This is a genomic window from Candidatus Pelagibacter sp. (assembly GCF_052049855.1).
Taxonomy (GTDB): Bacteria; Pseudomonadota; Alphaproteobacteria; order Pelagibacterales; family Pelagibacteraceae; genus Pelagibacter.
Genome location: NZ_JBNGZE010000001.1, coordinates 261788 through 288511, shown reverse-complemented (window position 1 = coordinate 288511; position 26724 = coordinate 261788). Strand labels below are relative to the sequence as shown.

The window sequence follows — 26724 nt, the reverse complement described above, 5'->3', positions numbered from 1 at the left end:
GTGTCGAAAATAAAACTTAGCAAAGAATTTATCAAAAGCACTGTAAAGCTAGCATTAAATGAAGATCTTTATCCTTCAGGAGATATTACCTCAGGTCTGATAAATAATGATAACGTAATAACAGTTAAATTAATATCGAACCAAAGTGCAATTGTTGGGGGGTTATTATTTGCTAAAGAAGCCTTTTCATTAATTGATAGTAAAATAAATTTCATTGTTAAAAAAAAGGATGGTTCAAGAGTAAAGAAAGGTTCTGTAATTGCTTCAATTAAAGGAAAAGCAAAAAATATTTTAATTGCAGAAAGAGTTGCTTTAAATTTTTTATCTCACATTTCTGGAATTGCAACTAAAACAAATAAGTTTGTTAAATTAGTTAAAAATAAAAGCAAAATTTGCTGCACAAGAAAAACAATTCCAAATTTAAGGGTTGTACAAAAATATGCTGTTAACTTGGGTGGTGGTACTAATCATAGATTTAATTTAAGTGACGAATATTTAATTAAAGATAACCATATTGCTAGTTCAGATTTAAAGAGTTTGGTTTTAAAAGCTATTAAAAATAAAAAAGGAAAAAAAATTACTGTCGAGGTTGATACAATCAAGCAGCTTAGATCAATTTTAGGTCTTAAATTTAATACTGTTCTACTAGACAACATGAGTATTAAAAATTTAAAAAGAAGTGTAAAAATTGCAAAAAAATATTACCAAACTGAAGCTTCTGGTAATGTTAATTTAAAAACCGTCAAAGCTATTGCATCTACTGGTGTCAATAGAATTTCTATTGGAAGTATTACTCATAGCGCTCCTGCTGTTGACTTTAAGTTAGAAATCTAATTTACAAATTTAGAAAGATCGGGTTTAAAGTAATTTGGTCCTTTCATAACTTTTCCAGACTCATTGTAGATTGGTTTGCCATTTTCATCTAACTTGCTCATATTTGAATTTTGGACCTCATCAAAACACTTATCCAAATTAATTCCAAAGGCGTGCCCTGCTCCATAAGTGACATACAATATGTCTGTTAGCGCATCAGCTACTTCCAACAAATCCTTATTATTCATGGCTTCTGTAAGCTCCTCTAACTCCTCTTTAATTAGATCTATTCTTAATTTATTTATTTTATCAGTGCTAAATGATGGTCTAGTTTTAACTTCCTGGCCAAAAGTTTTCATGAAAGTGCCAACTTTACTAAAATTCGACATAATGCTCCTGTATGTTTTTAAAAAATTACTGTATGTTAATAATTATTTGTTACTTAAAAATTAATCAATGAAATTAAGAAAAGAATTTGATAGTATTGGAAGCATAAATGTCCCAAATGATAAATATTGGGGAGCATCTACTCAGAGATCCAATAAATTTTTCAATATTGGAAAAATTTTAGTTAATATTTCAATTATTAAATCAATAGCAATTATTAAAAGATCAGCTGCAATTGTGCATGCTAAAGACAAATCAATTGATGGTAAAATTTCTAAAGCAATAATCAAAGCATCAGATGAAGTAATCAAGGGTAAATTAGATGAAAATTTCCCTTTAAAAGTTTGGCAAACAGGTTCTGGTACTCAAACTAATATGAATGTAAATGAAGTTATTGCTAACAGAGCCATTCAAATCTTAGGTGGCAAAAAAGGTACAAAAAAACCTGTTCATCCAAATGATCATGTAAACAAATCTCAATCTACAAATGATGTTTTTCCAACTGCTATGCACATCTCTGTTGCTAAAGAAACTATTTCTAAAATGTTACCAAGTTTAAAAATTCTAGAAAAGGAATTGAAAAAAAAATCTAATGAATTTAAAAATATAGTTAAAATTGGAAGAACCCATTTACAAGATGCGACTCCATTATCTCTTGGACAAGAGTTTTCTGGATATCATTTTCAAATTAAAAAAAGCATTGAAAGAATAGAGTATGCTCTAAAAGAAATATTGTTTCTCGCTCAAGGTGGTACAGCTGTAGGTACCGGAATAAATTCAAAGAAAAATTTTGATAAAAAAATTATAAAAGAAATTGCCAAACTTACAAAAATCAAATTCAAACCAGCACCAAATAAATTTGCAGAACTTGCAGCTCATGACTCAATAGTAAATTTTTCTGGTGCTTTAAATACATGTGCAGTAGCATTAATGAAAATATCGAATGATATTCGTTTCCTGGGTTCTGGACCAAGAGCTGGCTATGGAGAATTAATTTTACCTGAGAACGAACCAGGTTCATCTATAATGCCCGGAAAAGTAAATCCAACTCAGTGTGAGGCTGTTACTATGGTTTCTGTTAAAGTCATAGGTAACCATAATGGTATCACAATGGCAGGTTCGCACGGACATTTTGAGCTAAATGTATTTAAGCCATTAATTGCTCATAACATTTTGCAATCAATTGACTTAATCGCTGACAGTACTAAGAACTTTGCTCTATATTGTGTTAAAGGAATAAAAGCTAATAAAAAGAAAATTCAAGATCATTTGGATAATTCACTAATGTTAGTAACAGCACTAGCTCCACACATTGGATATGATAATGCTGCAAAAATTGCAAAAAAAGCTCTTAAAAATAATACAACATTAAAACATGAAACTCTTAAAACAGGATTAATTAAGGAAAAAGATTACAATAAAATAGTGGATCCTAGAAAGATGATCTACCCAGCATAATTCTTTATTGCTGCATTTAATAAGTTCTTGAAATAAATTTTATTCTGTAGGTCATCTTTTTTTAAAATTACATTATTTAAGATTTCGTTAACGGCGTTATTAATTTTGTTGTCAATTTTAATATCTTTAAGTTCAGCTGTTTTTTTATCAAAATTATAAGTAAAATTTAAATCTATATTTTTGATCTTATTTCTATAATTTTTTGGAGTTAGAAGAAATTTGTATACTTTATTATAATCATTAATGTAAATCTTCAATTTTCCATCTAAAACTAACTCTCCATTTTTAACGAAAATTAAACTTTCAAATAATTCAAAGTCTGCGAAGTCCCTCCATTGAAATTTTGTCATATCAGTATCAATTAGACCGTCCTGAATTTTGGATTTTAAATAAATATTTCTAAAGTTGACATTGTTATAAACATTTTCAGCATTTATATTCAATTTAAAGTCAATATTTTTGCTATTAAATATTTCTGATTTCAAAAGTTCTACAATTAATGGATTAGAACCAAATAAATGATTTAGATTTATTTCATTTAAATCACCCTCGATGTTTCCATAAAAAGGTTTTAAATTAAATTGCCCTTTATAAGTAGTGTTTGGATCTTCGATTTTATCAAATATATGAAAATTGAAGATATTTTCTTCAATTTTATATTCCACAAATCGTTTTATTTTTTTTAAATAAAATTCAGATTTTCCAATTTTTTTTTTATTATTTAAACTTAACTCATTTTCAATTCTTAATTTTAATAAATCAAGATTTATTTGAGAGTAAATTTTACTTTTATCTTCATTAAAAAACGTTTTAATGGAAAAAGGTACATTAAAAATCTCACTGTCTGAGTAAAAAATATTTTTTGTTTCTTTGATATTATAATAATATTTTATTTTGAATATTTTATTTATAAACAAAACTTCCTCAAATGAATGTTTAAAAAAAACATTACTATTATTAATTAATAACTTTCCATATTTAAAATTTTTATTAAGAAGTTTTATAAAAAAATTATAATTATTTTTAGAAATATTGAAATTTGCATTTTCAATTATTAAATCTTTTATCTGAGTCTTTTTAAAAGAGAAAAAATTATCAAATGAAATAAAAATTTTCAATTTGTCTATTTTTGAAATTTCTTTTTGGTCAAAAAAGATAGTTGAATTTTTTATTACAAAATGGGGTTTGGGAAAAAAATTATATTTAATATTATTAGAAAATTCAAAATTTAAATCTAACTTATTTCTAAGTTCAGTTTGTAACTTATTTGAAATATCGGATTGATTATAAAAAGTAGGTAATAATAGATAAGATAGAAATATAACAAAAAGTGCGACAAAAGTTAAAATTATTTTATTATTTTTTGATAAATATATAAGGTTTTGTAAATTTAACTTGTTTAAATTTTTTTCTAAAAGACTATTAATTAATTTACCAATGTTTTTTAAATATTTTAAAAAAAAGTTTTTTTTACTCATAACAGCCAAGAGAGCTTATAAAGTATAATTTAAAATGATAAACAAAGATTATCTTAAAAATCTAAATAAGGCCCAAAAAGAAGCTGTTATGCATCTAGAAGGACCTCTTTTAATTGTTGCTGGCGCTGGATCTGGAAAAACGAAAGTGTTAACCTCTCGAATTGCGAATATAATTAAAGAAAAAAAGGCATTTCCTAATCAAATTTTAGCAGTAACTTTTACAAACAAAGCTGCTAAAGAAATGCAGAATAGAGTTAGTGGTATTTTGGGCTCTGCAGCTGTTGGTCTATCATGGCTCGGGACATTTCACTCAATCTGCGCAAAATTATTAAGAAAACATGCATCTGCAGCGAACTTAAATTACAATTTTACCATCATAGACTCAGATGATCAAATCAGACTTATCAAAAATATTTGTAAAGCAGAAAATATCGACATTAAACAATTATCACCGAAATTTATATTAGCAATAATTGATAGATGGAAAAATAAGGGATTTTATCCCAATGAAGTATTAATAAATAAAAAAGATATTTATGAGAAAACAATTCTACCACTTTATAAAATTTATCAACAAAAACTGACGGACTTAAACTCTTGTGATTTTGGTGATCTTATTCTGCACACAGTGAAAGTTTTAGAGTTAAATTCTGATATTAGAGAATTGTATTCGAAAAATTTTAAATATATTCTTGTTGACGAGTATCAAGATACGAATTTTATTCAAAGCAAATGGCTTAATCTTCTATCTGAAAAAAATAAAAATATATGTTGTGTGGGCGATGATGATCAATCAATTTATAGCTGGAGGGGAGCAGAAATAAAAAATTTTTTAGAGTTTGATCAAGTCTACGAAAACACAAAAGTAATAAGATTGGAGCAAAATTATAGATCATCGCAAAATATTTTATCTGTAGCTTCGAATCTTATTTCCAATAATCAGAATAGAGTTGGTAAAACGTTAATAACTACTATGGAAGAGGGTGATTTAGTTAAATTAAATTGTTTCAAAAATGGTAAAGACGAAGCTGTAGGGGTTTCAGATGAAATAGAAAAAAATATAAAAAAAAAATTTTCATACAATAATATTGCAATACTAGTTAGGGCCATTTTTCAAACTCGTGAATTTGAAGAACGCTTTCTTAAAATTGGAATGCCTTATAGAATACTTGGTGGTACAAAATTTTATGAAAGAGCAGAAATCAAAGACTGTGTAGCTTATTTACGATTAATTTATCAGGAACAGGATGATCTTGCATTTGAAAGAATTGTAAACAACCCAAAAAGATCTATTGGGGAAAGCACTTTAAAATATATTCATGAATTTTCTAAAAAAAATAATTTAAATTTAGAAAGAGCATCAATTAAAATGCTTGAACAAAATTTAATCAAGCCAAAAGCCAAAATTGGTTTAAATTTGTTTGTAAATTGTTTAGCTAAATGGAGAAATGATTTAACATTTAAAAAATCAAATCATATTAAATTATTACAAACCGTTTTGGATGAGTCTGGATATTCAGCAATGTTAAAAAACAAAAAAGACTTAGATAACGAAAATAAATTAGAAAATATTAAAGAGTTATTAAGTGCCATGAAGGAATTTGATAATTTAGAAAGTTTTTTAGAGCATGTATCTTTAGCAACTTCTGTAGATCAAGAATGGGACGGTGAAAAAATTAATATGATGACAATGCATGCTGCAAAAGGATTAGAGTTTGATGTTGTTTTCCTACCAGGATGGGAGGAAGGATTATTTCCACATCAAAAATCTATTGAAGAAAAAGGACAAAGTGGCTTAGAGGAAGAAAGACGGTTGGCTTATGTTGGGATTACCAGGGCTAAGAAAAAAGCTATAATATCTTTTTCTTTGAATAGATTTTATCAAGGAGATTGGATAGACAGTATAGCCTCAAGATTTTTAGATGAATTACCTGAAAAAAATTTAGAAAAAAACTCATTTTTTGATGAAGAAACAAATAATGATAACGATTTTGAATTTAATCAAGATTTTGAAATTGAGGAAGGTACAAGGAGTCCTGGCTGGATAAGGTACCAGAAAAGAATTAAATGAAACAATATTTACTAAAATTAAGAAAAAAATTTGAAAAATATAAAATTGATGGATATGTCGTACCAAAAAATGATGACTATTTTACTGAATATTCAAAAATTAATAGGTTAAAAATCATATCTAATTTTAGTGGCTCAGCTGGATTAGCTATAATATTAAAAAATAAAAACTACCTATTCACAGATGGACGATACACAATCCAAAGTCAGTTAGAAAGTGGGAAAAATTTTAAAATCTATGGGTTCGAAAAATTAATAAATTGTAATTTATTTAAAAATTTAACTCTAGGTATTGACCCCAAATTATTCACAAGTTCCCAAATAAAAAAATTTTTTTTGAAATATAATAAAATAAAATACATTAATAAAAATCTTATAGATGAAATAAGAAAACAAAGAGAAAATAATAATATCCCTTTTTTTTCATTAAGTAAAAGTATAGTTGGAGAAAGCGTTAGTTCAAAAATTAATAAAATTTCTATATATCTTAAAAAGAATAAATCTGATTATATTTTTATCAGTGCACCTGAAAACGTAGCCTGGATATTAAATATTAGAGGCGGTGATGGTCCAAATAGTCCAATACCAAATTCAAGATTAATAATAAGTAAAACAAAAAAAATTTTCTTAATTTGTAATCAAATTAAATGTAAAAATTTATTAAAAAACAAAATTATAAAAAAAAATCAGTTATTAGATATTAACGAATTACCAAGCAAAATATTCAAACTTAAAGGTAGAAAATTTATTATTGATGATAAATCATGTTCAATATTTTATGAAAATTTAATCAATTCAAAGTTTAAAATTTTAAGTAGAGAGGATCCTACTTACCTTTTAAAAGCAATTAAAAATAAAGTAGAAATTAAAAATATGATTAAAGCACATATTTTAGATGGTGCTGCTTTAACAAAATTTATTTATTGGATAAAAAAGATTAACAAAAAAAAAATTTCTGAGGTAGAGGCTGCAAAAAAATTAGAAAAATTTAGAAAAAAGAATAAAAATTTCCTTTATCCTAGTTTTGATACAATTGCAGGTTCTGGAAAAAATGGTGCTATTGTGCATTATCGTGCAAAAAAAGAAAGTTGTAGAAATTTAAATAAAAAAGATATTTTTCTATGTGATTCAGGTGGACAATATAAATATGGTACAACAGATGTAACAAGAACGATTTGTTTTTCTAATCAAAGCTTAATCATAAAAAACATTTTTACAAAAGTTTTAAAAGGACATATTGCTGTCGCCACAACAAATATCAGTAAAGACAATATTGGCAAAAAAATTGACAAAAGAGCAAGAAAATTCTTAAGAGAAAGTAATTTAGATTATTCACATGGCACCGGCCATGGTGTTGGTTTTTTTCTAAATGTTCATGAAGGACCTCAATCAATAACTAAGATAAATAAAGTTAAAATAAAGCCTGGAATGGTTTTAAGTAATGAACCTGGTTACTACAAAAAAGGCCATTTTGGAATTCGTATAGAAAATTTGATTTATGTTAACAAAAAAAATGGAAAAATATTTTTTGAAAACCTTACAATGGTACCTATTGAAAAAGAATTAATTAATTATAATTTACTAACTTTTTATGAAAAAGAATATCTATTAAAATATCATTTACACGTTTACACAAGCATATCAAAATATTTAAAACCAAATGAAAAAAAATGGTTAGCTAGTCATATTTAGCATTTTTAAAAAGTCATTTTGGTTAATAATTTTAATTTTTAAATCTTTAGCACTCTCTACTTTTCTTCTTGTAGGATTTTCGCCTATAATTAAATAATTTAGCTTTTTTGAAACACTACTAACTGTAATTCCCGAGTTTTCCTCAATTAATGATTTAACCTCGGCTCTACTAATTCCATTTAATTTACCTGTTACTAAGAAAGATTTGTTTTTTAATAATCCATTTTGCTCTATGATTGCTACATTTTTTATAACCAAAATTTTTCCTAATTCATCTAGAACTTTTACATTTATTTTATTCTCAAAAAAACTTTTTATTGAACTGACCTGTGTTTCCCCAATACCATCAATATTTAATAAATCATTGTAATTTTCTTTTTTAACAAAATTTTGAAATGTCGAATAAGATTTAAAATGTTTAGATAATAATTTTGCATTTTCTAATCCTATATGTCTAATACCTAAAGCAAATATAAATCTTTCTAAAGAAATATTTTTTTTTTGGTTTATAGAATATTTTAAGTTTTCAACAGACAAAGATCCCCATCCTTCAATTTTTTCAATTTTTTTATAATCTAATTTAAATATATCTTGTGGAAATTTTATTAATTTTAATTTCCAGAATTGTTCGATATTTTTTTTTCCAAACCCATCTATATTCAATGCCTCTTTAGAAACAAAATGTTTCAATTTTTCAATTGTAATTTTATCACAAAAGTATCCTTCACTCGAGCATCTCCTTACTGCATCAATTTTTTTTGTAACTTTATTAAATTCTTTTATTGTTTTTGAACCACAAAAAGGACACTTGATTGGAAAAATAAATTTTGAGCTTGAGTTTAACCTTTTTTTTAAATCTACTGAAAGAATATGCGGTATTACATCACCAGCCCTTTCTAACGTTACTGTGTCACCAATCCGAATATCTTTTCTTATAATTTCATCTTCGTTGTGTAAAGTTGCATTAGAAACTAATACACCTCCAATATTTATAGGTTTTATTTTTGCTACTGGGGTTAACGCGCCTGTTCTACCTATTTGAATATCAATATCTAAGACTTTTGATATTGCTTTATTTGAGGAAAATTTATGTGCGATTGCCCATCTTGGTGCGTTAGCGACGTTACCTAGTCTTTTTTGAAGTTCAAAATCATTAACCTTATAAACAATACCATCAATGTCAAAATTTAAATTCGCTCTTTGCTGCTCAACTTCAATATAATTTTGAATTAAATTTTTTATACCAGTGATAGTTTTGTTTAGAGGGTTGGTTTCAAATCCCCATTCATCTAATTTTTTTAAATAATCAGATTGTTTTTTTTGCTGTAAACCTTCCTCAAAACCAAAAGTATAAGCTATAAAATTTAATGGTATTTTTTTTGTGTCTTCAGGATTTTTTTGTCTTAAAGTGCCTGAAGCAGCATTTCTTGGGTTAGCAAACTTTTCTTTTAAATTCTCAAAATCGCTATTTTGAATAAATACCTCCCCTCTAATATCAATATTTTTTGGAAAATCTTTATTTAAAATTTTTTTTGGAATATTTTTTATTGTTGCTAAATTTAAAGTTATATCTTCACCCTCTCTACCATCTCCTCGAGATAATCCTCTATTAAAATTTCCATTTTTATAAGTTAATGAAGCAGAAATTCCATCAATTTTTGGTTCAGCACTATAGCTTATTTTATAGTTTTTATCCTTTGAAAGAAAATTTAAAATTTTTTTTTCAAAATTAAATAAATCTTCCTCTGTAAATGCATTTGCCAAAGAAAGCATTGGAACTTTATGTAGGGCCTTTTTAAAATTTTTAGAAGGTTTATAGCCCACAGAGACAGCAGGTGAATTTTTTGATTTTAAAAAGTTATATTTTTTCTCTAAATCAATGATTTCTAACTTTAATTTGTCATATTCCCTGTCGGAAATAAGTGGTTCGCTTTTTACATAATAGTTCTCATTATATTTTTTTAATTTTTTAATATAATTTTTGTATATATTTTGTATGTCTTTTTTTTTCATCTCACTCTAGTAGAGATTTAAATTTTTTTAATATTGATTTATTTTTTTTACTTTTATTTTTTTTTTGTTTTTCATATTTTTTATTAAATACCAAGTATGATTTCTCATACCATTCTGATGACTGATAATTATATCCTAGTAGACTTGCATATTTTTTGGCCTCATCTTTTAATCCAATAGTATAATAAACCTCCACTAGTCTATGCAATGCCTCTTCCGTATAAATTGTTGTATCATAATCATCTATAACAGTTCTGAATCTGTTGATTGCTGGTATCCATTTTTTTCTTTCAAAATAATACCTTCCTATATACATTTCTTTTGATGCCAAAGTATCGTTTATTAAATCAATTTTAAACTCAGCATCTAAAGCATACTCTGTATTTGGATAATCTTTTATTATTAAAGAAAATGTGTCTTTTGCTTTTACTATCGTTTGTAAATCTTTTTTCTCATCTATTATTTGCTCGTACCAACAAAGTCCTAACAAATAATAAGCATAATCTAAATTTTCATGATAAGAGTAAACTTTTATAAATCTTTGTAATTCCAATATCGCATCCTCATAATAGTCTTGTGAGTAAAAAGAATATGCGGCCATTAGAGAAGATTTTGGGGCCCATTCCGATTGTGGAAATAAAGTTTCTGCTTCATTAAATTTTTTAGCGGCAAATATAACATCGCCTTCTTTTAAAGATTTTAAACCTTCTTCGTAAGCCTCTAAAACTTGAAGATCTAAGTCTTTTTCTAAAATAACAGATTTTTTTGAATTATCTTTTCCACATGAAACTAAAAGTACAAGAACAATTATTAACAGAAAAAACTTAGAAATATTCATATTAAATTTATACTGATTTAATATTATTTTTTAAAGATATCTTTATATTTATGCAATTGACTTTAACAGTTGTCTGTTAATTAGTGTGTGTGAAAGGTTTTTTTCTTTAATTTCCAATATAGAAAAATTTTCTTTATTTTGGAATACTTTTCTCAATAACTGATTGGTTAGATAATGTCCTCCTTGAGAACATTTTACCGATGCTACTATTCTGTAACCTGAAGTATATAAATCTCCAATACAATCAAGTATTTTATGGTTTACAAATTCTTTTTTGTTCCTCAACCCTTCTGGATTTAATATTTCTGCACCTTTAACAACGACAGCATTATCTAAACTCCCTCCTTTTGCAAAACCATTATGTCTAATTTTTTCAATATCTTCATATAAACAATAAGTTCTAGAATTATAAACATCTTTCAAATCATCTTCGTATACCTTAACTTTATTTCTTTGATTTCCAATGATTTCATTTTTATATTTCAATTGGAAATCAATATCTAAACTCAGAGTAGAGGGCTTTACAGAAATAAATTTGTCTCCCTCTGAATACTCAACTTCTTTGTTTATTTTAATTATTTTAATCGGTGAGTTGCTCACCTGAATTTCTGCTAATAAAATTTTTTCAATAAATTTTTTTGCGGAGCCATCTAAAATTGGAACCTCCTCATTATCAATTTCTATCAAGGCATTGTCTATACCAAGACAAAAAAGGGCACCCATTAAATGCTCAATTGTTGAAACTTTTACTCCAAACTCATTTGATACAGTCGTATTTAATGAAGTGTTAGTTACGTTAGCAAAATTTGGATAAACAATATTATTCTTTTTAACATCAACCCTTTTAAATACTATACCAAAATCAGGTTCAGCTGGTTTAATGCAAACGTTTACATTTTTTCCACTATGAAGAGCCACACCACTAAATGAAGCTGAATTTTTAATTGTCTTTTGAGTTAAATATGTCACAAAGAACTTTTAATTGTAAATTTACTGAATTAAAAAACAACAAATGTTACGAGAAAAAACAAGATTAACTAAATAATTGAAAAAATCTTTCAAAAAAACCTTTCTTTTTTTGATTTTTTGGAATTAATTTTACTTCATTATCATTAAAACCACTCTGAACTTTGTGAGCTATTTCATCTAACTCAAAATTTTCACTTTCTGAGAGAGATTTCAAATAATTTTGATCTATACAATCACTTACTTTAATTTGATATCTTTCAAGGATATTGTCTATCTCTTTTAATAATTTAATTGAAATAGATTTAAATTGCACCTCAATACTAATTTTATCCCCATTTAGATTATCTTGAAAAGATGAAAAAAATTTTTTATCAACTACTAGACCATTCAGAAGAATATGTAAAATTTTCTCCTCTGGATAGTTTTCTGTGAAAATATCTTTTGCATTGGTAAGTAATTTTTGAATATATTTTTTATCAAGGATTTTATTGTAATTTTTATCTTTAATACTAAGACTAATATTATTTACCTTATTATTATTAATTATTAAGCATACATTATTTATAAAATTACCACTTAACTTTTCAACTTTAAATATGTTCTCTTCAAGAAATTTATTTAAAGAAATATAATTGATTTCTTCCGACTGATTATCAAATTTAATACTTTGTTTATATAGGTTAATTAGTTTTTTTGTGTCATATAAAAATATCTGAAATCTATTTGGGGTTACAGATAAATATGTTTTTAACTCATCAACCATTTATTATTATATTATTTTCAACTCTTGCATCTATTACTTTAATATCTTTGAAATTTTTATTATTGATAAATTCAAAAACATTATTCAAATTTTGTTTAATATTTTCTTTAGGTAACTTAATTAAAGTATTGTTTTTTAATTCTAAATCCCATCTTTTTGATGGAAAAAAATAAAAATGTTTAATCAAATCATATGAAATTTTAGACTCATCAACTAAATACTTTAGATTTAAAAAATCTTTTGCTTCAGGATTACCAAAGATAAATGGCAACTGTGTATTTAAATTCTCATTTTTAAGATATTTTCCATTTGAACCAATAATTGATATTTTCCCTTCATGATTTGTTCTAGCTAAAAATTCAGTCTTTTCGATGTTAATATCTAATGTAGATGGATATCTCTTATATACTTCATGTCTCTCAATAAAAGCAAAATTGCTAAAAATGTTATTTATATCTTTGTCATTAATAAAAAAAATATTTTTTAATTTTATATCTTGCAAACTTTGTAAAATAATTTTTTTTTCATAATCATTTAAACCACTAATGTTAATATCTTTGATTTCACTAAATTTAATATTTTTTAAATCAATATTATTTATTGAACCTAGTAATAGTAGTAAAAAAAAATAAATAAAAATTATTTTACTTTTTTTCCGATGCATCTTTCAACATCCATTCAACTAACTTTATAAAGTTTATACCCTTATAAGCTGCAATCTCAGGTACTAGAGAAAGTTTTGTCATTCCTGGTTGTGTATTAATTTCTAATAAATAAAAAATTCCATTGAAATATTTGAAATCTGAGCGTGTAATTCCAGAACAACCGATTTTTTTATGAGCTTTATAAGCTATGTTCATTACTTGGTTTAATTTATCTTTGGGCAAATCCACAGGGATGATATGTTTAGTTTTTGCTTTAGCATCATATTTAGCTTTATAATCATAAAATTTTCTCTTTGGTTTTAGTTCAATAGCACCTAATTTTCTATCCCCCATTATTGCAACCTGTATTTCTCTACCACCGATAAACTCTTCAACCATAATTTTTTTATAGTTTTTAATTAAATTTATAATCTTAGTAATATTTTTTTCTTTACATATATAAACATTTACACTGGATCCCTCGTTTAAAGGTTTTACAACTACTGGAAAATTAAAGCTTTTTTTAATTTTTTTAATTAACTTAAATGTAGATATGTCATAAGAATAAATAATGTATTTAGGAGTCTTAATTTTATTTTTAATAAAAATTTTTTTAGAAATCTCCTTATCCATTGCTATTGAAGATGAGATTACTCCAGAATGAGTGTATGGAATTTTAAATCTTTCTAAGATGCTTTGAATATATCCATCCTCACCAAATTGACCATGCAATGCATTAAAAATTACACTAGGTTTAAAAATTTTAATAATTTTTGTTAAATTATTATCTGGCTCGCAAATTTTAACTTTATAACCATTTTTTTTAAGTTCCTTGCCAACCTGCAACCCCGTATCAAGACTAATAAATCTTTCTTTAGAAATTCCACCTGACAATATTAATATTTTTTTTTTCAATTTATTCTAATATTTTAATTTCTGTTTCTAATTTAATTCCTGTCCTTTTAAAGACACACTCTGAGACAAAATTTATTAATTTTCTCATATCTTCAAACTTAGCATTACCTTTATTTACAAAAAAATTACAGTGTTTTTCAGAAATTGACGCATCTCCAAAAGATTTTTCTAACGGTACAGACTCTTTGATTAGTTGCCAAACTTTTTTTTCTGTTAGATCTTTTGGATTTTTAAAAGTACTACCACTTGTTTTAATTTTTGTTGGTTGGGTTTGTTCTTTTTTTTCTTTTAATAAACTCATCTCACTTTTGATAACATTCTTATCTTTTTTAAAACCCTTGAATGATGCGCTCAGAAAAATAAGATCATCAGATAAACCACTATCTCTATATTTAAAATTAATCTCTTTCGAAGGTATAGTGATAACTTGACCAGATTTATTGACTGCCTGAATTGAAATAAGAATATCTTTAAATTCTCTTTGAAAACAACCTGCATTCATTTTAATGCCTCCACCTATTGTACCAGGTATACACGAAAGAAATTCAAAACCACCTAAACTATTTTTCATTGCAAATTCAGATAATGATTTATCTGTAACTGCACTACCAGCCACAATAATTTCTTCAGAATGCAAAGAAATATTGTTAAAATTTTTCGAAAGTTTTATTACAACTCCATCAAATTTATTATCTGATATAAGGGTATTGGAACCCGCTCCTAATACAAATATTTTTTCTTTATCTTGAATTTTTTTAAGAAATTTAATCAATTCTTTTAAATCACTTGCCTTATAGAAAGCTTTAGTTTTACCTCCTATATTAAACCAATTTTTTTTTTTTAGATCATAATCTAACTTTAAATTATTATTAAATTCTGATACCAGCTCCTTTAAATCAATCTTCATTATAATAATTTAGGTAATTCTCGCATCCAGCTTGAAATTGTACCCGCCCCCATTCCTATAACAATTTTTTTTCCAAAAATGTTTGCTTTAATAAATTTTGCTAATTGAAATCTATCATCTACTAAAAATAACTGGACTCTTGAGTTTTTAATTATTTCTTTAGCAAAATTTATATAACTAAATCCAAGCTTTAATTTTTCTCCAGCAGTATAAATTGGAAACAAGATAACTTTATCTGCATTTTTAAAAGCGTAGGTAAATTCTTTTTTTAAATCTTTTAATCTTGATACTCTATGCGGTTGAAAAATACATATTTTTTCATAATCTTTATAAACATTTTTTACACCATCCAGCACTTCTTTGATTTCTGTGGGATGATGAGCATAATCATCATAAAAATCTACATTATTAAAGTTGAAAATTTTATTAAATCTTCTTTGAACTCCTTTAAAATTTTTAAGTCCTTTTTTTATATTATTTATTGGTAGACCGACAGTTAAAGCTAATGCAGCCGCAGCTACAGAATTTTTAATATTATGAGTTCCTAATAAAGGAATTTTAAAATTTTTAATTAATTGATTTTTTTTATTAGGTAATTTTATATTTAGGTCAAACTCAGAGTACTGTTTTAATTGTTTTATATTTTTAATACAAAAATTTGATTTGTTATCCAAACCATATGTATAGAAGTTTTTATTTTTAATATTTTTAATCAAATTTTTGTTATTTTTATCATCTAAACAAATAAATGATTTTCCAAATGAAGGAACCTTACCTACAAAGTTTTCAAAATATTTATTTAATTTATCCATACTACCATAATAATCCATGTGCTCTCGATCTATATTGGTGATGATTGAATATGTTGGTGGTATGAAAACAAAACTTCCATCTGACTCGTCTGCCTCTAATATAGACCAATCACTTTTCCCAAGCTTTGCAGAATTATTAATTGAATTTATTACTCCACCATTGATTATTGTAGGATCAATTTTTGTTTCTTGAAATATAGATGCTATTAAAGAAGTTGTCGTGGTTTTACCGTGTGATCCAACTACCACAATATTTTTTGTTAAAGAAACAATATTGGCAAGCATTTCTCCTCGTTTATAAATGGGTAATTGTTTTTTTTTTGCTACAACAAGCTCAGGATTATTTTTTTTAATAGCTGAAGATATAACCAGTATAGTTCCTTTATTAATATTTTGTTTCTTGTGTCCAATAAAAACTTTTATTTTTTCTTTTCTTAATCTTTCAATATTTTTATTATTTGAAATATCGCTTCCTTGAACTCTAAAACCTTTGCCCTTCATTATTAATGCTAAGCCACTCATACCTATTCCACCTATTCCAACGAAGTGTATCAGTTCTGATTTTGCTAATTTAATTTTCATTAATAATTTTTAATATTTTTTGATTAACATTATTCCAAGTATTTTGATAATTTAATTTCTGTAAATTATTTTTTTTTGTCATGTAATCCTGACTTTTATTTGTCAATTTTAGCAAAAATTTCTCAAATTTTTGATCATCAAAATTTTTTTGATCAATTATCCAGCAACAATCTTGTTCCTCATAGTATTTTGCATTTTCATATTGATGATTATCTTTTGAAGATGGAAGTGGTATTGCTATAAATGGAATATTTAAAAAAGATAGTTCGGCTAAACTTGATGCTCCAGCTCTTGTTATGCATAAATCTCCTTCTTTTAAAACTTCACTAAGATTGTGATCAAAACTGAAAACTCTACTTTCAATATTATTTTGAAAATAGAAATCTTTTAAAAAATTTATATTTTTCTCACTTGTTTGATGAATAATTTTTATAGATGCTTGTTTTGCTACAGCAACAAAAGATTTATTTAAAAGCTCATCAAAGATTTTTGCACCCTGACTACCTCCTATAATTATAATTGTAAATAAATTATCCTGTTTTTGATGCTTACTAGTCTCATAATATTCTTTTCGTATCAAAGGTTTAATAGTAATTAATTTGTGATTAATTCCAGATGGTAAATTAATTAAATTCTTTGAATAACATATTAATTTTCTTGAAAAATTTAAAAAAAATTTATTTGCTCTTCCAAGAACCATATTGGGTTCAATTAGAAAAATATTAATTCCCAATATTTTTGCTGCTAAACATATTGGCAAAGACATATAGCCACCTGTTGAAATTAAAATTGAAATATTATTTTTTTTTAAAACAAAAAAAGATTTGATAGTTAGAAATAATATTTTTAATAGGGAAAAAGGAAACAGAAAATAATTATTTAATTTTGGAGTATTGATTACTAATACGTTAAAATTCTGATCTATATAAGAAAGACCTCTTTTATCAGTAGAAATTAAAATTTCATGAGTATTCTTTAAGTGATTATAAATTGTAATTGCTGGAACCACATGACCGCCGGATCCGCCTGTGGAAATTAAAACTTTTTTTGTCATTTATTGGGTTATTTTTCTTTTTGTTAAATTTAAAATTATACCAGCCAATATTGATGTACTTATTATCGATGAACCACCATAACTTAGAAAAGGTAATGTCATTCCAGTGGTTGGAAATAATCTTATATTAACGCCAATATGGATAGTGGCTTGCATTAATATTAAACTACTGGATCCGATTAAAATGAGTTTAGCTTTGTCATTTGTCTCAAAACTTATTTTTTTAAAAACCATATAAATTAAGATCAGAAATAATAACAATATCAACATTATGGCAACAACACCAAACTCTTCAGAAATTACCGAAATAATGTAATCAGTATGGGCTTCAGGAACTCTATTTTTAAGAATTCCTTCACCTATGCCTTTTCCAAAGAAACCTCCGCTTGTAATTGAATCTATTGCTTTATCAGATTGAAAATTATGAGTACCTGTTTCTCTATTGAAAAATGAAAAAATACGTGCTTGGATATAATCAAACCTGGGAACATAAATAACAAGATAAGCAAGCAAAGATGCGCCAATAATAAATATTGTTAAAAGGATATATATATTAATTCCTGATGTGAAGATTAGAGTTGCCCAACAAAATACCACTAATAAAGTTTGACCAATATCTGGTTGAGCTATTAAAAGTGAAGAAATGATAGATATCAAAATAATTGATATCAAATACTTAAATAAAATATTTGTTTTAATGTCACATAAAATAATTGCTAAAATTATTACCAAAAATGGTTTTAGAACTTCTATGGGTTGAAATCTTGGTAAGAAAAATAAGTCTATCCATCTTTTAGAGCCTTTAACTTCAATACCGAGAAATGGCACTAAAAATAGAGAAATAAGTGAAATAAAAAAAAGAAAAATAGAGTATTTGTATAATTGGTCTGAATTTAAAGAGGAGAATATAAAAATAAGAAATATTCCAATTAACACATAAATCAAATGTTTAAAAAAAAAGAAATAATTGTTCGTATCTAATTTGTCAGAAGCTATTAGAGAAGTTGATACTAAAGAAAAAAATAATCCAATAGTAAATAATAAGCTTATTAGAAAAAAAATTGATTTATCTATGTTTTTCCACCATTGATAATAAAATTTGTAAACAATTCTATCGCTTTGCATTTATATACTTTTTAATTATTTGATTAAAATAATACCCTCTATCTTCAAAATTTTTGAAACTATCAAATGAAGCTCCAGCCGGGCTAAAAAAAATAATATTTTTTTTAAGGTTGTGACTATTAATTTCTGAAAAAATAGCTTTAAGTGTATTTTGTAAATTACTGAAGCTTTTTACTTTTATTTTATTTTTTAAAATTTTCAAAAATTTCTTACTATGTACTCCAAATACAAAAGCTTTTAAATTTTTACTCTTTATTTTCGATAACTTAAATTTGTCTCCTTTTTTGGGAATTCCTCCTAAGATCCAATAGGCATCACTTAAATTTTTTAATACATTTTCTGAGGAAGCAAAACTTGTAGATTTTGAATCATTAATAATTGTTAAGTTATTTTTATCAAAAATAATTTGTTGTCTAAAATCTAGACCTTTAAATTTATTAATAGTTTTAATTAATTTTTTCTTATTAAGTTTTAATTTTAAAGCAATTTTTAGGATGAATGATAAATTTTCTTTATTACCATCAGAGATAAAATATTTGTTAGTAATTTTACTAATCTCTTTATTTAAATTCGAAGCATCAACTTTATAAATTTTCGCTTTATATTTACCTTTATTTATTTCTTTAATAATTAGATCATCATCTTTTTTAACATAAGCAAAAGATCCACTCGTTTGAGATTTTAATAGTTTAAATTTTGCATTTATATAATTTTTAAAAGATTTATGTCTTTCAATATGATCTGAAGTAATATTAAGAATTGCTGCATATTTTGATTTAAAAATTTTACTATAATCTAGCTGATATGAAGAAGCCTCTATTACGAAAACTGTTTTCTTTGTAATGTTTTTTTCTGATAATGCTGGATTACCAATATTCCCAATAAGCCTAGAGTCTTTATTTTGATCAATCAAAACATCATGTAATATTTTGGCAGTTGTAGATTTACCATTAGTTCCTGTAATCGTAATATTTTCATTGTCATAAAATGAAAACAAAACATCTAGATCAGTATGAATTTTTTGAAAATTTTTCTTTAAAAAATTTGATAATTTACATTTTGCAATATCAATACCTGGACTAATAATAATTATATCAAAATTAATTTTTTGTATTTCTTTTAAACTAATTATTTTATTTTTAAGTTTTAATTTAATTTTTTGATTGTCATCATACAAATATACATAAGACTTGTTTTTTAAAAAATTATAAGATGAAATGCCGCTCTTTCCTAAACCATAAATTAATATTTTTTTTCCTAAAAAAATATTATTAAATATTTTCATTATCTTAATTTCAATGTAGCTAAACCAATCATTGCTAAGATAATAGAGATAATCCAAAACCTAATTACAACTGTTGACTCTGGCCATCCCTTTTTTTCAAAATGATGGTGAATAGGTGCCATTTTAAAAATTCTTTTTCCGGTAAGCTTAAAAGATATTACCTGAACCATTACTGAAACCGCCTCTAATACAAAAAGTCCACCCGTAATTGCCAAGACAATCTCATGCTTTGTAATAATACCTACAGCACCCAAAGAACCACCAAGAGATAAAGAGCCTGTGTCACCCATAAAAATTTTAGCAGGTGGAGCATTAAACCATAAGAAACCTAAACAAGAGCCAATAATCGCTCCACAAAAAATTGCTACTTCTCCAGTTCCTTCAATATATGGAATTTGTAAATAATTTGAAAATACGATGTTTCCAGTAACATAACTTATAAAGGCAAAACAGGCTGCAACTAATATTACAGGCACTGTTGCTAGACCATCTAATCCATCAGTAAGATTTACAGCATTTGATGAGCCTATAATTACAAATATTGCAAATGGTATAAAAAACCATCCAAGATTTATGATTAAATTTTTAAAAAATGGAAAATATAAATTATTTAAATCTTGATAATCATTTAAATAAATAAAAATACTAACTCCAACAATTGCTAATATTATTTGTGAAGTTATTTTAAACTTTGAAGAAATTCCTGATGAGTTGCTATATTTAATCTTCTTAAAGTCATCATATGCTCCCAATAAACCAAAAGTTATTGCTATGTAGATACAAAATAAAATATTAATATTTGATAAATCTGCCCAAAATATTACTGATACCAATAAGCCGAATAAAATTATTAAACCTCCCATTGTTGGTGTACCAATTTTTTTTACTATATGATCTTTGGGTCCATCATCCCGGATTGGATTTAAAATTTTTTGTTTTGAAAAAAATTTAATGAAAGGACCTCCAATAATCAGTACAATAACCAATGAGGTGAAAAAAGATAAACCTGTTCTAAAAGTTAAATATTTAAATACATTTAAAAAACTAAAAATATCAACAAAATTTAATAAAAATTGATAAAGCATTTAATGCAATCCTTTCAGATCTTTAACTATGTCGTTGAATCCTGTCGCAAGTGAGGCCTTAATCATTAAATAATCATTATTATTTAAATCTTTTTTTATCAATTCAATAATTTGAGATTTGTTTAATAAAATCCTACCTTTTTTGGCTTTAGAGATACCTGCAAATATTATGGATGCCATTTTACCTTTGACAAATACCTTGTCTATCTTGGTTTGATTAATTATTGGAGCAATAGATTTATGAAGTTTTTTTGAATGACTGCCCAGCTCCAACATGTCACCAATTAATAAATATTTATTTGATTTTTTAGAGTTTATTTTATCAAAATTTTTTATTGCTGATTTCAACGATAAAGGATTCGAATTATAGCTTTGATCAATTAAATTAATTTTTTTGTTATTAAATTTTACCACAGAATGATCCCCTCTTCCTCTGGGAGTTTTGAAATTAAGAAAAATATTTTCATTAAGTTCAAATATATTTTTATAAATACTAATAACTGCTAGAGCAGAAAGTGTATTGTATACATTGTTTTGGAAATCGTTTGATAAAGTGAAAAACTTTTTTTTATTGTTTAATCTAATTTGAATTCTAAATTTTTTTCCAAAGGGTTTTATATTAATTAATTTTATATTTGCTTTCTGACTTTCAATACCAAAAGAAACTACTTTAATTTTCTTTTCTTTGGCAATTTTTTTATGTAATTGAAAAAAATTATCATCTGCATTTAATACAAGATATCCAAAACATTTTATATTGTTAATAATTTCAGATTTTGCCAAAGCGATCTGTTTAATATTTTTAAAATTTTTAGCATGTGCATAATTTATATTTGTTATTACTCCAACATCTGGTTCTATTATTTTTGATAAATAATCAATTTCACCTTTTTTATCCATTCCAACTTCTAAAATTCCAAATTCATCATTTTGTTTTAAATTAAAAAGACTCAAAGGAACTCCAAATTTATTGTTATAGGATTTTGGAGAAATGCTTACTTTTGAAATTTTGCTTAATGTATTGCCCAATAATTCTTTAAGTGTAGTTTTGCCACAACTACCTGTGATAGCTATAATATTTGTATCAATACTTTTTCTAAAAGTTTTTGAAATGTCTGTTAAAAATTTTAAGGTATTTTTTACTTTAATCTGACGACTTTTATTTAATCTATTTTGGATTTTGTTTACTACAGCTAAGGATGCTTTTTTCTTGAATGACTGTTTAACAAATTTGTTACCATCATTTTTTTTTCCCTTTAAAGCAAAAAAAATATCATTTTTAGTAACTTCTTGAGAATTAATTCTAGCCGTTTTTAAAGATATAGAGGGAGATAATTTTTTAATTTTAGCTACTTCTTTAACCAAATTAAATTTTAAATTATCTGATAAATTATTATTTTTATTCTTAATGGCATTTAGAATTACTCTTCTATCTGAAAAGAAAATTTTCTTATTTCCAATATCTTGCGTTTTCTCATGGCCTTTTCCAGCGACTAACAAAATATCACCTGAATTCAAATTATGAATAGCTTTTGTTATTGCTTCTGCTCTATTAGATATTTCAGTAATTCTTTTTTTTTTAATTCCTTTTTTTATATCTCTTCTTATTTTTTGAGGGTTTTCAAATCTAGGATTGTCATTTGTAAGCATAATGCTATCTGCAAAATCACTCGCTATTCTTCCCATTTTTGATCTTTTATTTTGATCTCTATTTCCGCCACAACCAAATAGAAGTGTGATTTTTTTATTTGGAAATTGTTCTTTAAGATTTAAAAGACAAGTTTTTAGAGCATCAGGTGTATGAGCATAATCGAGAATTACCTTAGATTGATTTTTTATTTTACCAATTTTTTCAAACCTTCCCTCAACTGGTCTTAATTTTGGAATTGTATTTAAAATTTTATCCAAACTAACACCGCTATATTTTGCTGCAATTATTGCCATCAAAACATTTTTAAATTGTATTTTTCCAATTAAATTTAAATTCAGGTCCCTTATTGAATTATTTAATTTAACTCTTAGAAATTGCCCCTCTCCTTTAAAGTTATGATATAAAAGCTCCAGATTATTTTTCTTATCATTTAGTGTATGCAATTTTAATTTCTTATTAATTGTAATTTTTTTTATTTTTTTAAACTCTGGTATTGATTGATCCGTAATTACATTGCCTCTTTTTTGGATTAGATTTTCAAATAAATAAAGTTTTGCTTTTAAATAATTTTTTAAATTTTTATGATAATCAAGGTGATCCTGGGATAAATTAGTAAATATACCTGAATTAAACTTCAAACCATCTAATCTATTTTGTTTTAACCCATGACTTGAGGCTTCCATAATTACATTTTCTATTTTTTTAGTTTTTAACTTAATCAAAATTTTAGCCAATTTAATTGGATCTATTGTAGTATTAGATAAATTCAAATTAATTCTCTTTGATTTAACACCTAATGTGCCAATTGAAGCAACCTTTTTATTATTTAATTTTAATATTTGATAATAAAAATCAGCAACTGACGATTTTCCGTTTGTACCTGTAACTGCGATTAAATTTTTTGGTTTTTTATTATAAATTTTAAAAGCAGTTTCAGCTAATAATTTTCTAATATTATTTGTATAAATATATAAAATTCCATTTTGGAATTGATTTACCTTTTTTTCAGTTACAATAATTTTAGATCCTTTTTTAATTGCTTTAGGAATAAATTTATTACCATCAATAATATTTCCTTTGATTGCAAAAAAAATATTATTTTTTTTAATACTCTTCGTATCAAATGAAATTCCTGAAAAAGAATAATTTCTATAATTTTTATTTATGTTATGAAAGTAATTTCCTAGAAGCATAATTAATTAACCTCTATATATTTTGTGGCTAAAATAGGCCCAATTTTATCCATAACTTTTCCAGCTACCTCTACCGAGGTCCAACCAGCAGTATTATAAAGTGTACCTTTCCACCCTCCTTTTCTATGTCTATACTTATAATAATAATCTTTAGATTTTTTTGGCGTATCGAGCATAACAACAAAAACAAATTGTGGATTTGATGTTGGAAAAATAGAAGCAAAAGTATTTATTTTTGCCTCTGAATATGCTCCTCCCTCAGGTTGATCAGCGGTTCCTGTTTTTCCACCAATTTCATAATTTTGAACGTCTGCAAATTTAGCTGTTCCTTCCTCAGTATTTACAATTTTTCTTAACGCGCTAACAACTTGTTCTGAAATACCTCTATTTAATATTCTTTCATTTTTTTTATTAAAATTGTTTTCTTTATAAATTAATGTTGGGTTAATTTCATAACCACCATTTGATAGAACAGAATAACCTTTTGCTAATTGAAGAATTGTAGTTGCTATTCCGTGTCCAAAGGAAGCTGTAGCCAATCTGCATTTTCCAAAATCATAATTTTTTTGAGGAGCAACTTCTTCAATATCAAAATCAATATCACTTAACACGCCAACTTTTTCTAAAAATAATTTGAATTTTTCTGCACCAATTTTTTGAGCAATTCTGACAGATCCTATATTTCCAGATCTAACTAAAATTTGCTCAGCAGTTAAATCTGATGGTATTTCATTGTCGTACTCACCTATCCTGTATTTGTCACATTTAATTGATTTGGGTAAATCTAAAAATTCAGTCTCTGGTTTAATTACCTTTTCATTTAAGGCGCTAGCAAAAGTAAATGCTTTAAATACAGACCCAAGTTCATATGTCCCTTTAGTTACCCTGTTAATATAATTTACATCTGTAATATTTTGTCTTTCATTTGGATTGAAATCTGGCAAAGAAACTAACGATAAAATATTGCCATTATTAACATCCATTAAAATAGCTGCACTACCTTTGCTTTTAAAAATTTCCTGATATTTAATTAATTCTTTTCTAATTAAAAATTGAATATCTTTATCTAAAGTAAGTTTAATTGACTCTTTAGATTTTCTAAGTTCATCATTTAAAGATTTTTCTAATCCAGAAATACCATTATTATCATTATCTATCTGACCTAAAACATGACTAAAAAGATTTTTTTGTGGATACATTCTTAAAACTCTTTCCTCTGGAACTAAAGATTTGTCCCCTAATTTCATTATTTTTTCATAATTTTCTTCTGAAATTTTCTTCTCTAAATAAAAAAATTTCTTAGTTTTTATTTTTTTTTTAACTTCAGCAAAATTTTTATCAGGAAAAATAATATTTAAACTTAGAAGTAATTTTTTTTCATTGATTATATCTGAAGTTTTTAAACCAATATCAATCGATTTAACTGTCTTTGCTAGATAATTTCCATTAATATCAATGATGTCTGCTCGATAAAGCTGATTTTTTGATGCAGGAAGATTATTTATTTTTTCAAATTTACTCTTTCGTGAACCTAAGTGAACAAGGTGTATTGTGTAAATCAAATATATAATAAAAAAAACAAAGAAAATAAATGCTACACGATTAAATTGAATATTTAACCCATTCTCTTTTTTCTTAAATATAAAATCGCTTTTATAGTCTTCTATGGTTAATCTAGATTTATTATCAGCCATTACTCTTTAATAATTTTAAAATTTTGGATCTTATTTATATCATCTGAAATATTATAGATTTTTATGTCGTTAATATTTTTTTGAATTAACTCATCCTCAAAATACTGTGATTGATATTCGAGTAATCTTTCTGCAGAACTTAAATAATCATACTCCAAGGATATATTTTCAAATTCAGACTTTAAAACTCTAATATTCTCTTTTGCTGTAAATATTTCATCTTCGATCTGTTTAGTCGTATTTTTTATTATTGCAGTTGATAAGACTAAAAAAAAAATTACAGCTGCTAGAACAAATTTTTTCATAATTTGTATCCATAATTTTCAATTTCAATATAATTTTTAAACTGCTCCTCTATATCAGTATCAAAATTATAAAAATCAGTTTTTTTTATTGCATATCTAAATTTAGCAGATCTGGATGGTGGATTTTCAATTATCTCTTCATCCGAAGGAGTTATTGGTTTTTTTTGTATTAAGTTAAATAATGTATCTGCTTGTTTTACAACAGGGCTATATCGTGAAATACTTTTATTTTCGGAGAGACTTTTAAAAAAATATTTTACTATTTTATCCTCTAAAGAATGAAATGTAACTACCCCTAAAATCCCTCCTTTTTTTAACACTTTAGCAGCATTAATAAGTCCAAAAATTAGCTCACTTATTTCTTTATTTACAAATATTCTAAGAGCCTGAAATACCTTGGTTGCATTATGAACTTTGAAATTTTTCCTTATTTTTGATTTGTCAATAATTTCTACTAATGATTTAGTATCAATTTTATTTTTAGATCTCTCTTTAATAATATTTCTTGAAATATATTTTGCTTCTTTTTCATCTCCAAAAAATTTAAAAATTTTTTCTAATTCCTTTTGATCAAGTTTATTAATTGCATCATCTGCTGAATAACTATTTAATCCCAATTGCATATTTAATTGACCATCAGCATCGAAAGATAATCCTTTTTTTGGATCTTTAATTTGAGTGTAGGAATAACCGAGATCAAAAATTACTCCTCTTATATTTTCATTTTTAAGCTTTAAATTATTTAATTGACTAAATTTAATATTTTTAAAAATAAATCTATCTTCAAAGTTTTTTTTTAATTGAGTAGCAATTTTTTCACTCTCTTTATCTCTATCAAGAGCTATTACATTTGTATTTTCAAAATCTAAAATTTTTTTGGTATAACCGCCTTGACCGAATGTACAATCGATAAATGTGCCACCATGTTGAGGGGAAATAACGCTAATAATTTCTTTTAGCAGCACCGGATAATGCTTTTGCATTTTCGATA

General features: G+C 25.4%; 22 protein-coding genes. 4 read left to right on the top strand and 18 right to left on the bottom strand.

Features of this window, described 5'->3' with window-relative positions:
* Entirely contained in the window at positions 1–834 is an 834-nt protein-coding gene (nadC, locus tag ACTT9X_RS01510; RefSeq protein ID WP_440933932.1) for a carboxylating nicotinate-nucleotide diphosphorylase, read from the top strand.
* Here the strand turns inward: nadC and ACTT9X_RS01505 are convergent.
* Positions 831–1202 carry a phosphoribosyl-ATP diphosphatase gene (locus ACTT9X_RS01505; RefSeq protein WP_440933931.1) on the bottom strand — a complete coding sequence of 124 codons (372 nt, stop codon included), beginning with the start codon at positions 1200–1202 and terminating at the stop codon, positions 831–833. The genes nadC and ACTT9X_RS01505 overlap by 4 nt on opposite strands.
* Before the next feature lie 67 nt (positions 1203–1269).
* Here ACTT9X_RS01505 and fumC point away from each other — a divergent pair, with 67 nt between their 5' ends.
* Positions 1270–2658, top strand: a complete 1389-nt coding sequence (gene fumC, locus ACTT9X_RS01500) for a class II fumarate hydratase (RefSeq protein WP_440933930.1) — start codon at positions 1270–1272, stop codon at positions 2656–2658.
* On the opposite strand, the gene ACTT9X_RS01495 is transcribed toward fumC, so the two are convergent.
* Entirely contained in the window at positions 2646–4136 is a 1491-nt protein-coding gene (locus tag ACTT9X_RS01495; protein ID WP_440933929.1) for a hypothetical protein, read from the bottom strand. The genes fumC and ACTT9X_RS01495 overlap by 13 nt on opposite strands.
* Before the next feature lie 34 nt (positions 4137–4170).
* Between ACTT9X_RS01495 and ACTT9X_RS01490 the strand changes: the two genes are divergently transcribed.
* Complete coding sequence (locus ACTT9X_RS01490; protein ID WP_440933928.1) at positions 4171–6207, top strand: ATP-dependent helicase; 2037 nt, start codon at positions 4171–4173, stop codon at positions 6205–6207.
* On the top strand, positions 6204–7898 hold the full coding sequence (locus tag ACTT9X_RS01485) for a M24 family metallopeptidase (protein ID WP_440933927.1): 1695 nt from the start codon (positions 6204–6206) through the stop codon (positions 7896–7898). Before ACTT9X_RS01490 ends, ACTT9X_RS01485 begins: the two co-directional genes overlap by 4 nt.
* Here the strand turns inward: ACTT9X_RS01485 and ligA are convergent.
* The 16 genes from ligA to rsmH all read right to left on the bottom strand — a co-directional run bounded on the left by ligA (position 7881) and on the right by rsmH (position 26716).
* Complete coding sequence (gene ligA / locus ACTT9X_RS01480; RefSeq protein WP_440933926.1) at positions 7881–9911, bottom strand: NAD-dependent DNA ligase LigA; 2031 nt, start codon at positions 9909–9911, stop codon at positions 7881–7883. The two genes, ACTT9X_RS01485 and ligA, sit on opposite strands and share 18 nt — an antisense overlap.
* 1 nt (position 9912) lies before the next feature.
* Positions 9913–10749, bottom strand: coding sequence for an outer membrane protein assembly factor BamD (locus tag ACTT9X_RS01475; RefSeq protein WP_440933925.1), 837 nt, complete (start codon positions 10747–10749; stop codon positions 9913–9915).
* A gap of 48 nt (positions 10750–10797) precedes the next feature.
* A complete protein-coding gene (gene lpxC, locus ACTT9X_RS01470) occupies positions 10798–11718 on the bottom strand; it encodes a UDP-3-O-acyl-N-acetylglucosamine deacetylase (RefSeq protein ID WP_440933924.1) in 921 nt (306 codons plus the stop codon).
* 64 nt (positions 11719–11782) lie between these two features.
* A complete protein-coding gene (locus ACTT9X_RS01465; protein WP_440933923.1) occupies positions 11783–12481 on the bottom strand; it encodes a hypothetical protein in 699 nt (232 codons plus the stop codon).
* Positions 12474–13145, bottom strand: coding sequence for a cell division protein FtsQ/DivIB (locus tag ACTT9X_RS01460; protein ID WP_440933922.1), 672 nt, complete (start codon positions 13143–13145; stop codon positions 12474–12476). The genes ACTT9X_RS01465 and ACTT9X_RS01460 overlap by 8 nt, the downstream gene beginning before the upstream one ends.
* Positions 13126–14040: a D-alanine--D-alanine ligase gene (locus ACTT9X_RS01455; protein ID WP_440933921.1), complete on the bottom strand. Its 915-nt coding sequence runs from the start codon at positions 14038–14040 to the stop codon at positions 13126–13128. The genes ACTT9X_RS01460 and ACTT9X_RS01455 overlap by 20 nt, the downstream gene beginning before the upstream one ends.
* 1 nt (position 14041) lies before the next feature.
* Positions 14042–14947, bottom strand: coding sequence for a UDP-N-acetylmuramate dehydrogenase (murB, locus tag ACTT9X_RS01450; protein WP_440933920.1), 906 nt, complete (start codon positions 14945–14947; stop codon positions 14042–14044).
* Positions 14947–16341: a UDP-N-acetylmuramate--L-alanine ligase gene (gene murC, locus ACTT9X_RS01445; RefSeq protein WP_440933919.1), complete on the bottom strand. Its 1395-nt coding sequence runs from the start codon at positions 16339–16341 to the stop codon at positions 14947–14949. The genes murB and murC overlap by 1 nt, the downstream gene beginning before the upstream one ends.
* Positions 16331–17395 carry a UDP-N-acetylglucosamine--N-acetylmuramyl-(pentapeptide) pyrophosphoryl-undecaprenol N-acetylglucosamine transferase gene (locus tag ACTT9X_RS01440; protein WP_440933918.1) on the bottom strand — a complete coding sequence of 355 codons (1065 nt, stop codon included), beginning with the start codon at positions 17393–17395 and terminating at the stop codon, positions 16331–16333. The genes murC and ACTT9X_RS01440 overlap by 11 nt, the downstream gene beginning before the upstream one ends.
* Entirely contained in the window at positions 17396–18520 is a 1125-nt protein-coding gene (locus tag ACTT9X_RS01435; protein ID WP_440933917.1) for an FtsW/RodA/SpoVE family cell cycle protein, read from the bottom strand.
* Positions 18507–19805 carry a UDP-N-acetylmuramoyl-L-alanine--D-glutamate ligase gene (gene murD, locus ACTT9X_RS01430; protein WP_440933916.1) on the bottom strand — a complete coding sequence of 433 codons (1299 nt, stop codon included), beginning with the start codon at positions 19803–19805 and terminating at the stop codon, positions 18507–18509. The genes ACTT9X_RS01435 and murD overlap by 14 nt, the downstream gene beginning before the upstream one ends.
* Positions 19805–20890 (bottom strand): phospho-N-acetylmuramoyl-pentapeptide-transferase, encoded by a 1086-nt coding sequence (gene mraY, locus ACTT9X_RS01425; protein WP_440933915.1) that lies wholly within the window; start codon positions 20888–20890, stop codon positions 19805–19807. The genes murD and mraY overlap by 1 nt, the downstream gene beginning before the upstream one ends.
* Positions 20891–23734 (bottom strand): UDP-N-acetylmuramoyl-L-alanyl-D-glutamate--2,6-diaminopimelate ligase, encoded by a 2844-nt coding sequence (locus ACTT9X_RS01420; protein ID WP_440933914.1) that lies wholly within the window; start codon positions 23732–23734, stop codon positions 20891–20893. It abuts the gene before it with no gap.
* A 2-nt stretch (positions 23735–23736) separates the two neighbouring features.
* Complete coding sequence (locus ACTT9X_RS01415) at positions 23737–25428, bottom strand: peptidoglycan D,D-transpeptidase FtsI family protein (protein ID WP_440933913.1); 1692 nt, start codon at positions 25426–25428, stop codon at positions 23737–23739.
* Positions 25428–25733, bottom strand: coding sequence for a cell division protein FtsL (locus ACTT9X_RS01410; RefSeq protein ID WP_440933912.1), 306 nt, complete (start codon positions 25731–25733; stop codon positions 25428–25430). The genes ACTT9X_RS01415 and ACTT9X_RS01410 overlap by 1 nt, the downstream gene beginning before the upstream one ends.
* A complete protein-coding gene (rsmH, locus tag ACTT9X_RS01405) occupies positions 25730–26716 on the bottom strand; it encodes a 16S rRNA (cytosine(1402)-N(4))-methyltransferase RsmH (protein WP_440933911.1) in 987 nt (328 codons plus the stop codon). The genes ACTT9X_RS01410 and rsmH overlap by 4 nt, the downstream gene beginning before the upstream one ends.
* Between the last annotated feature and the right edge of the window lie 8 nt (positions 26717–26724).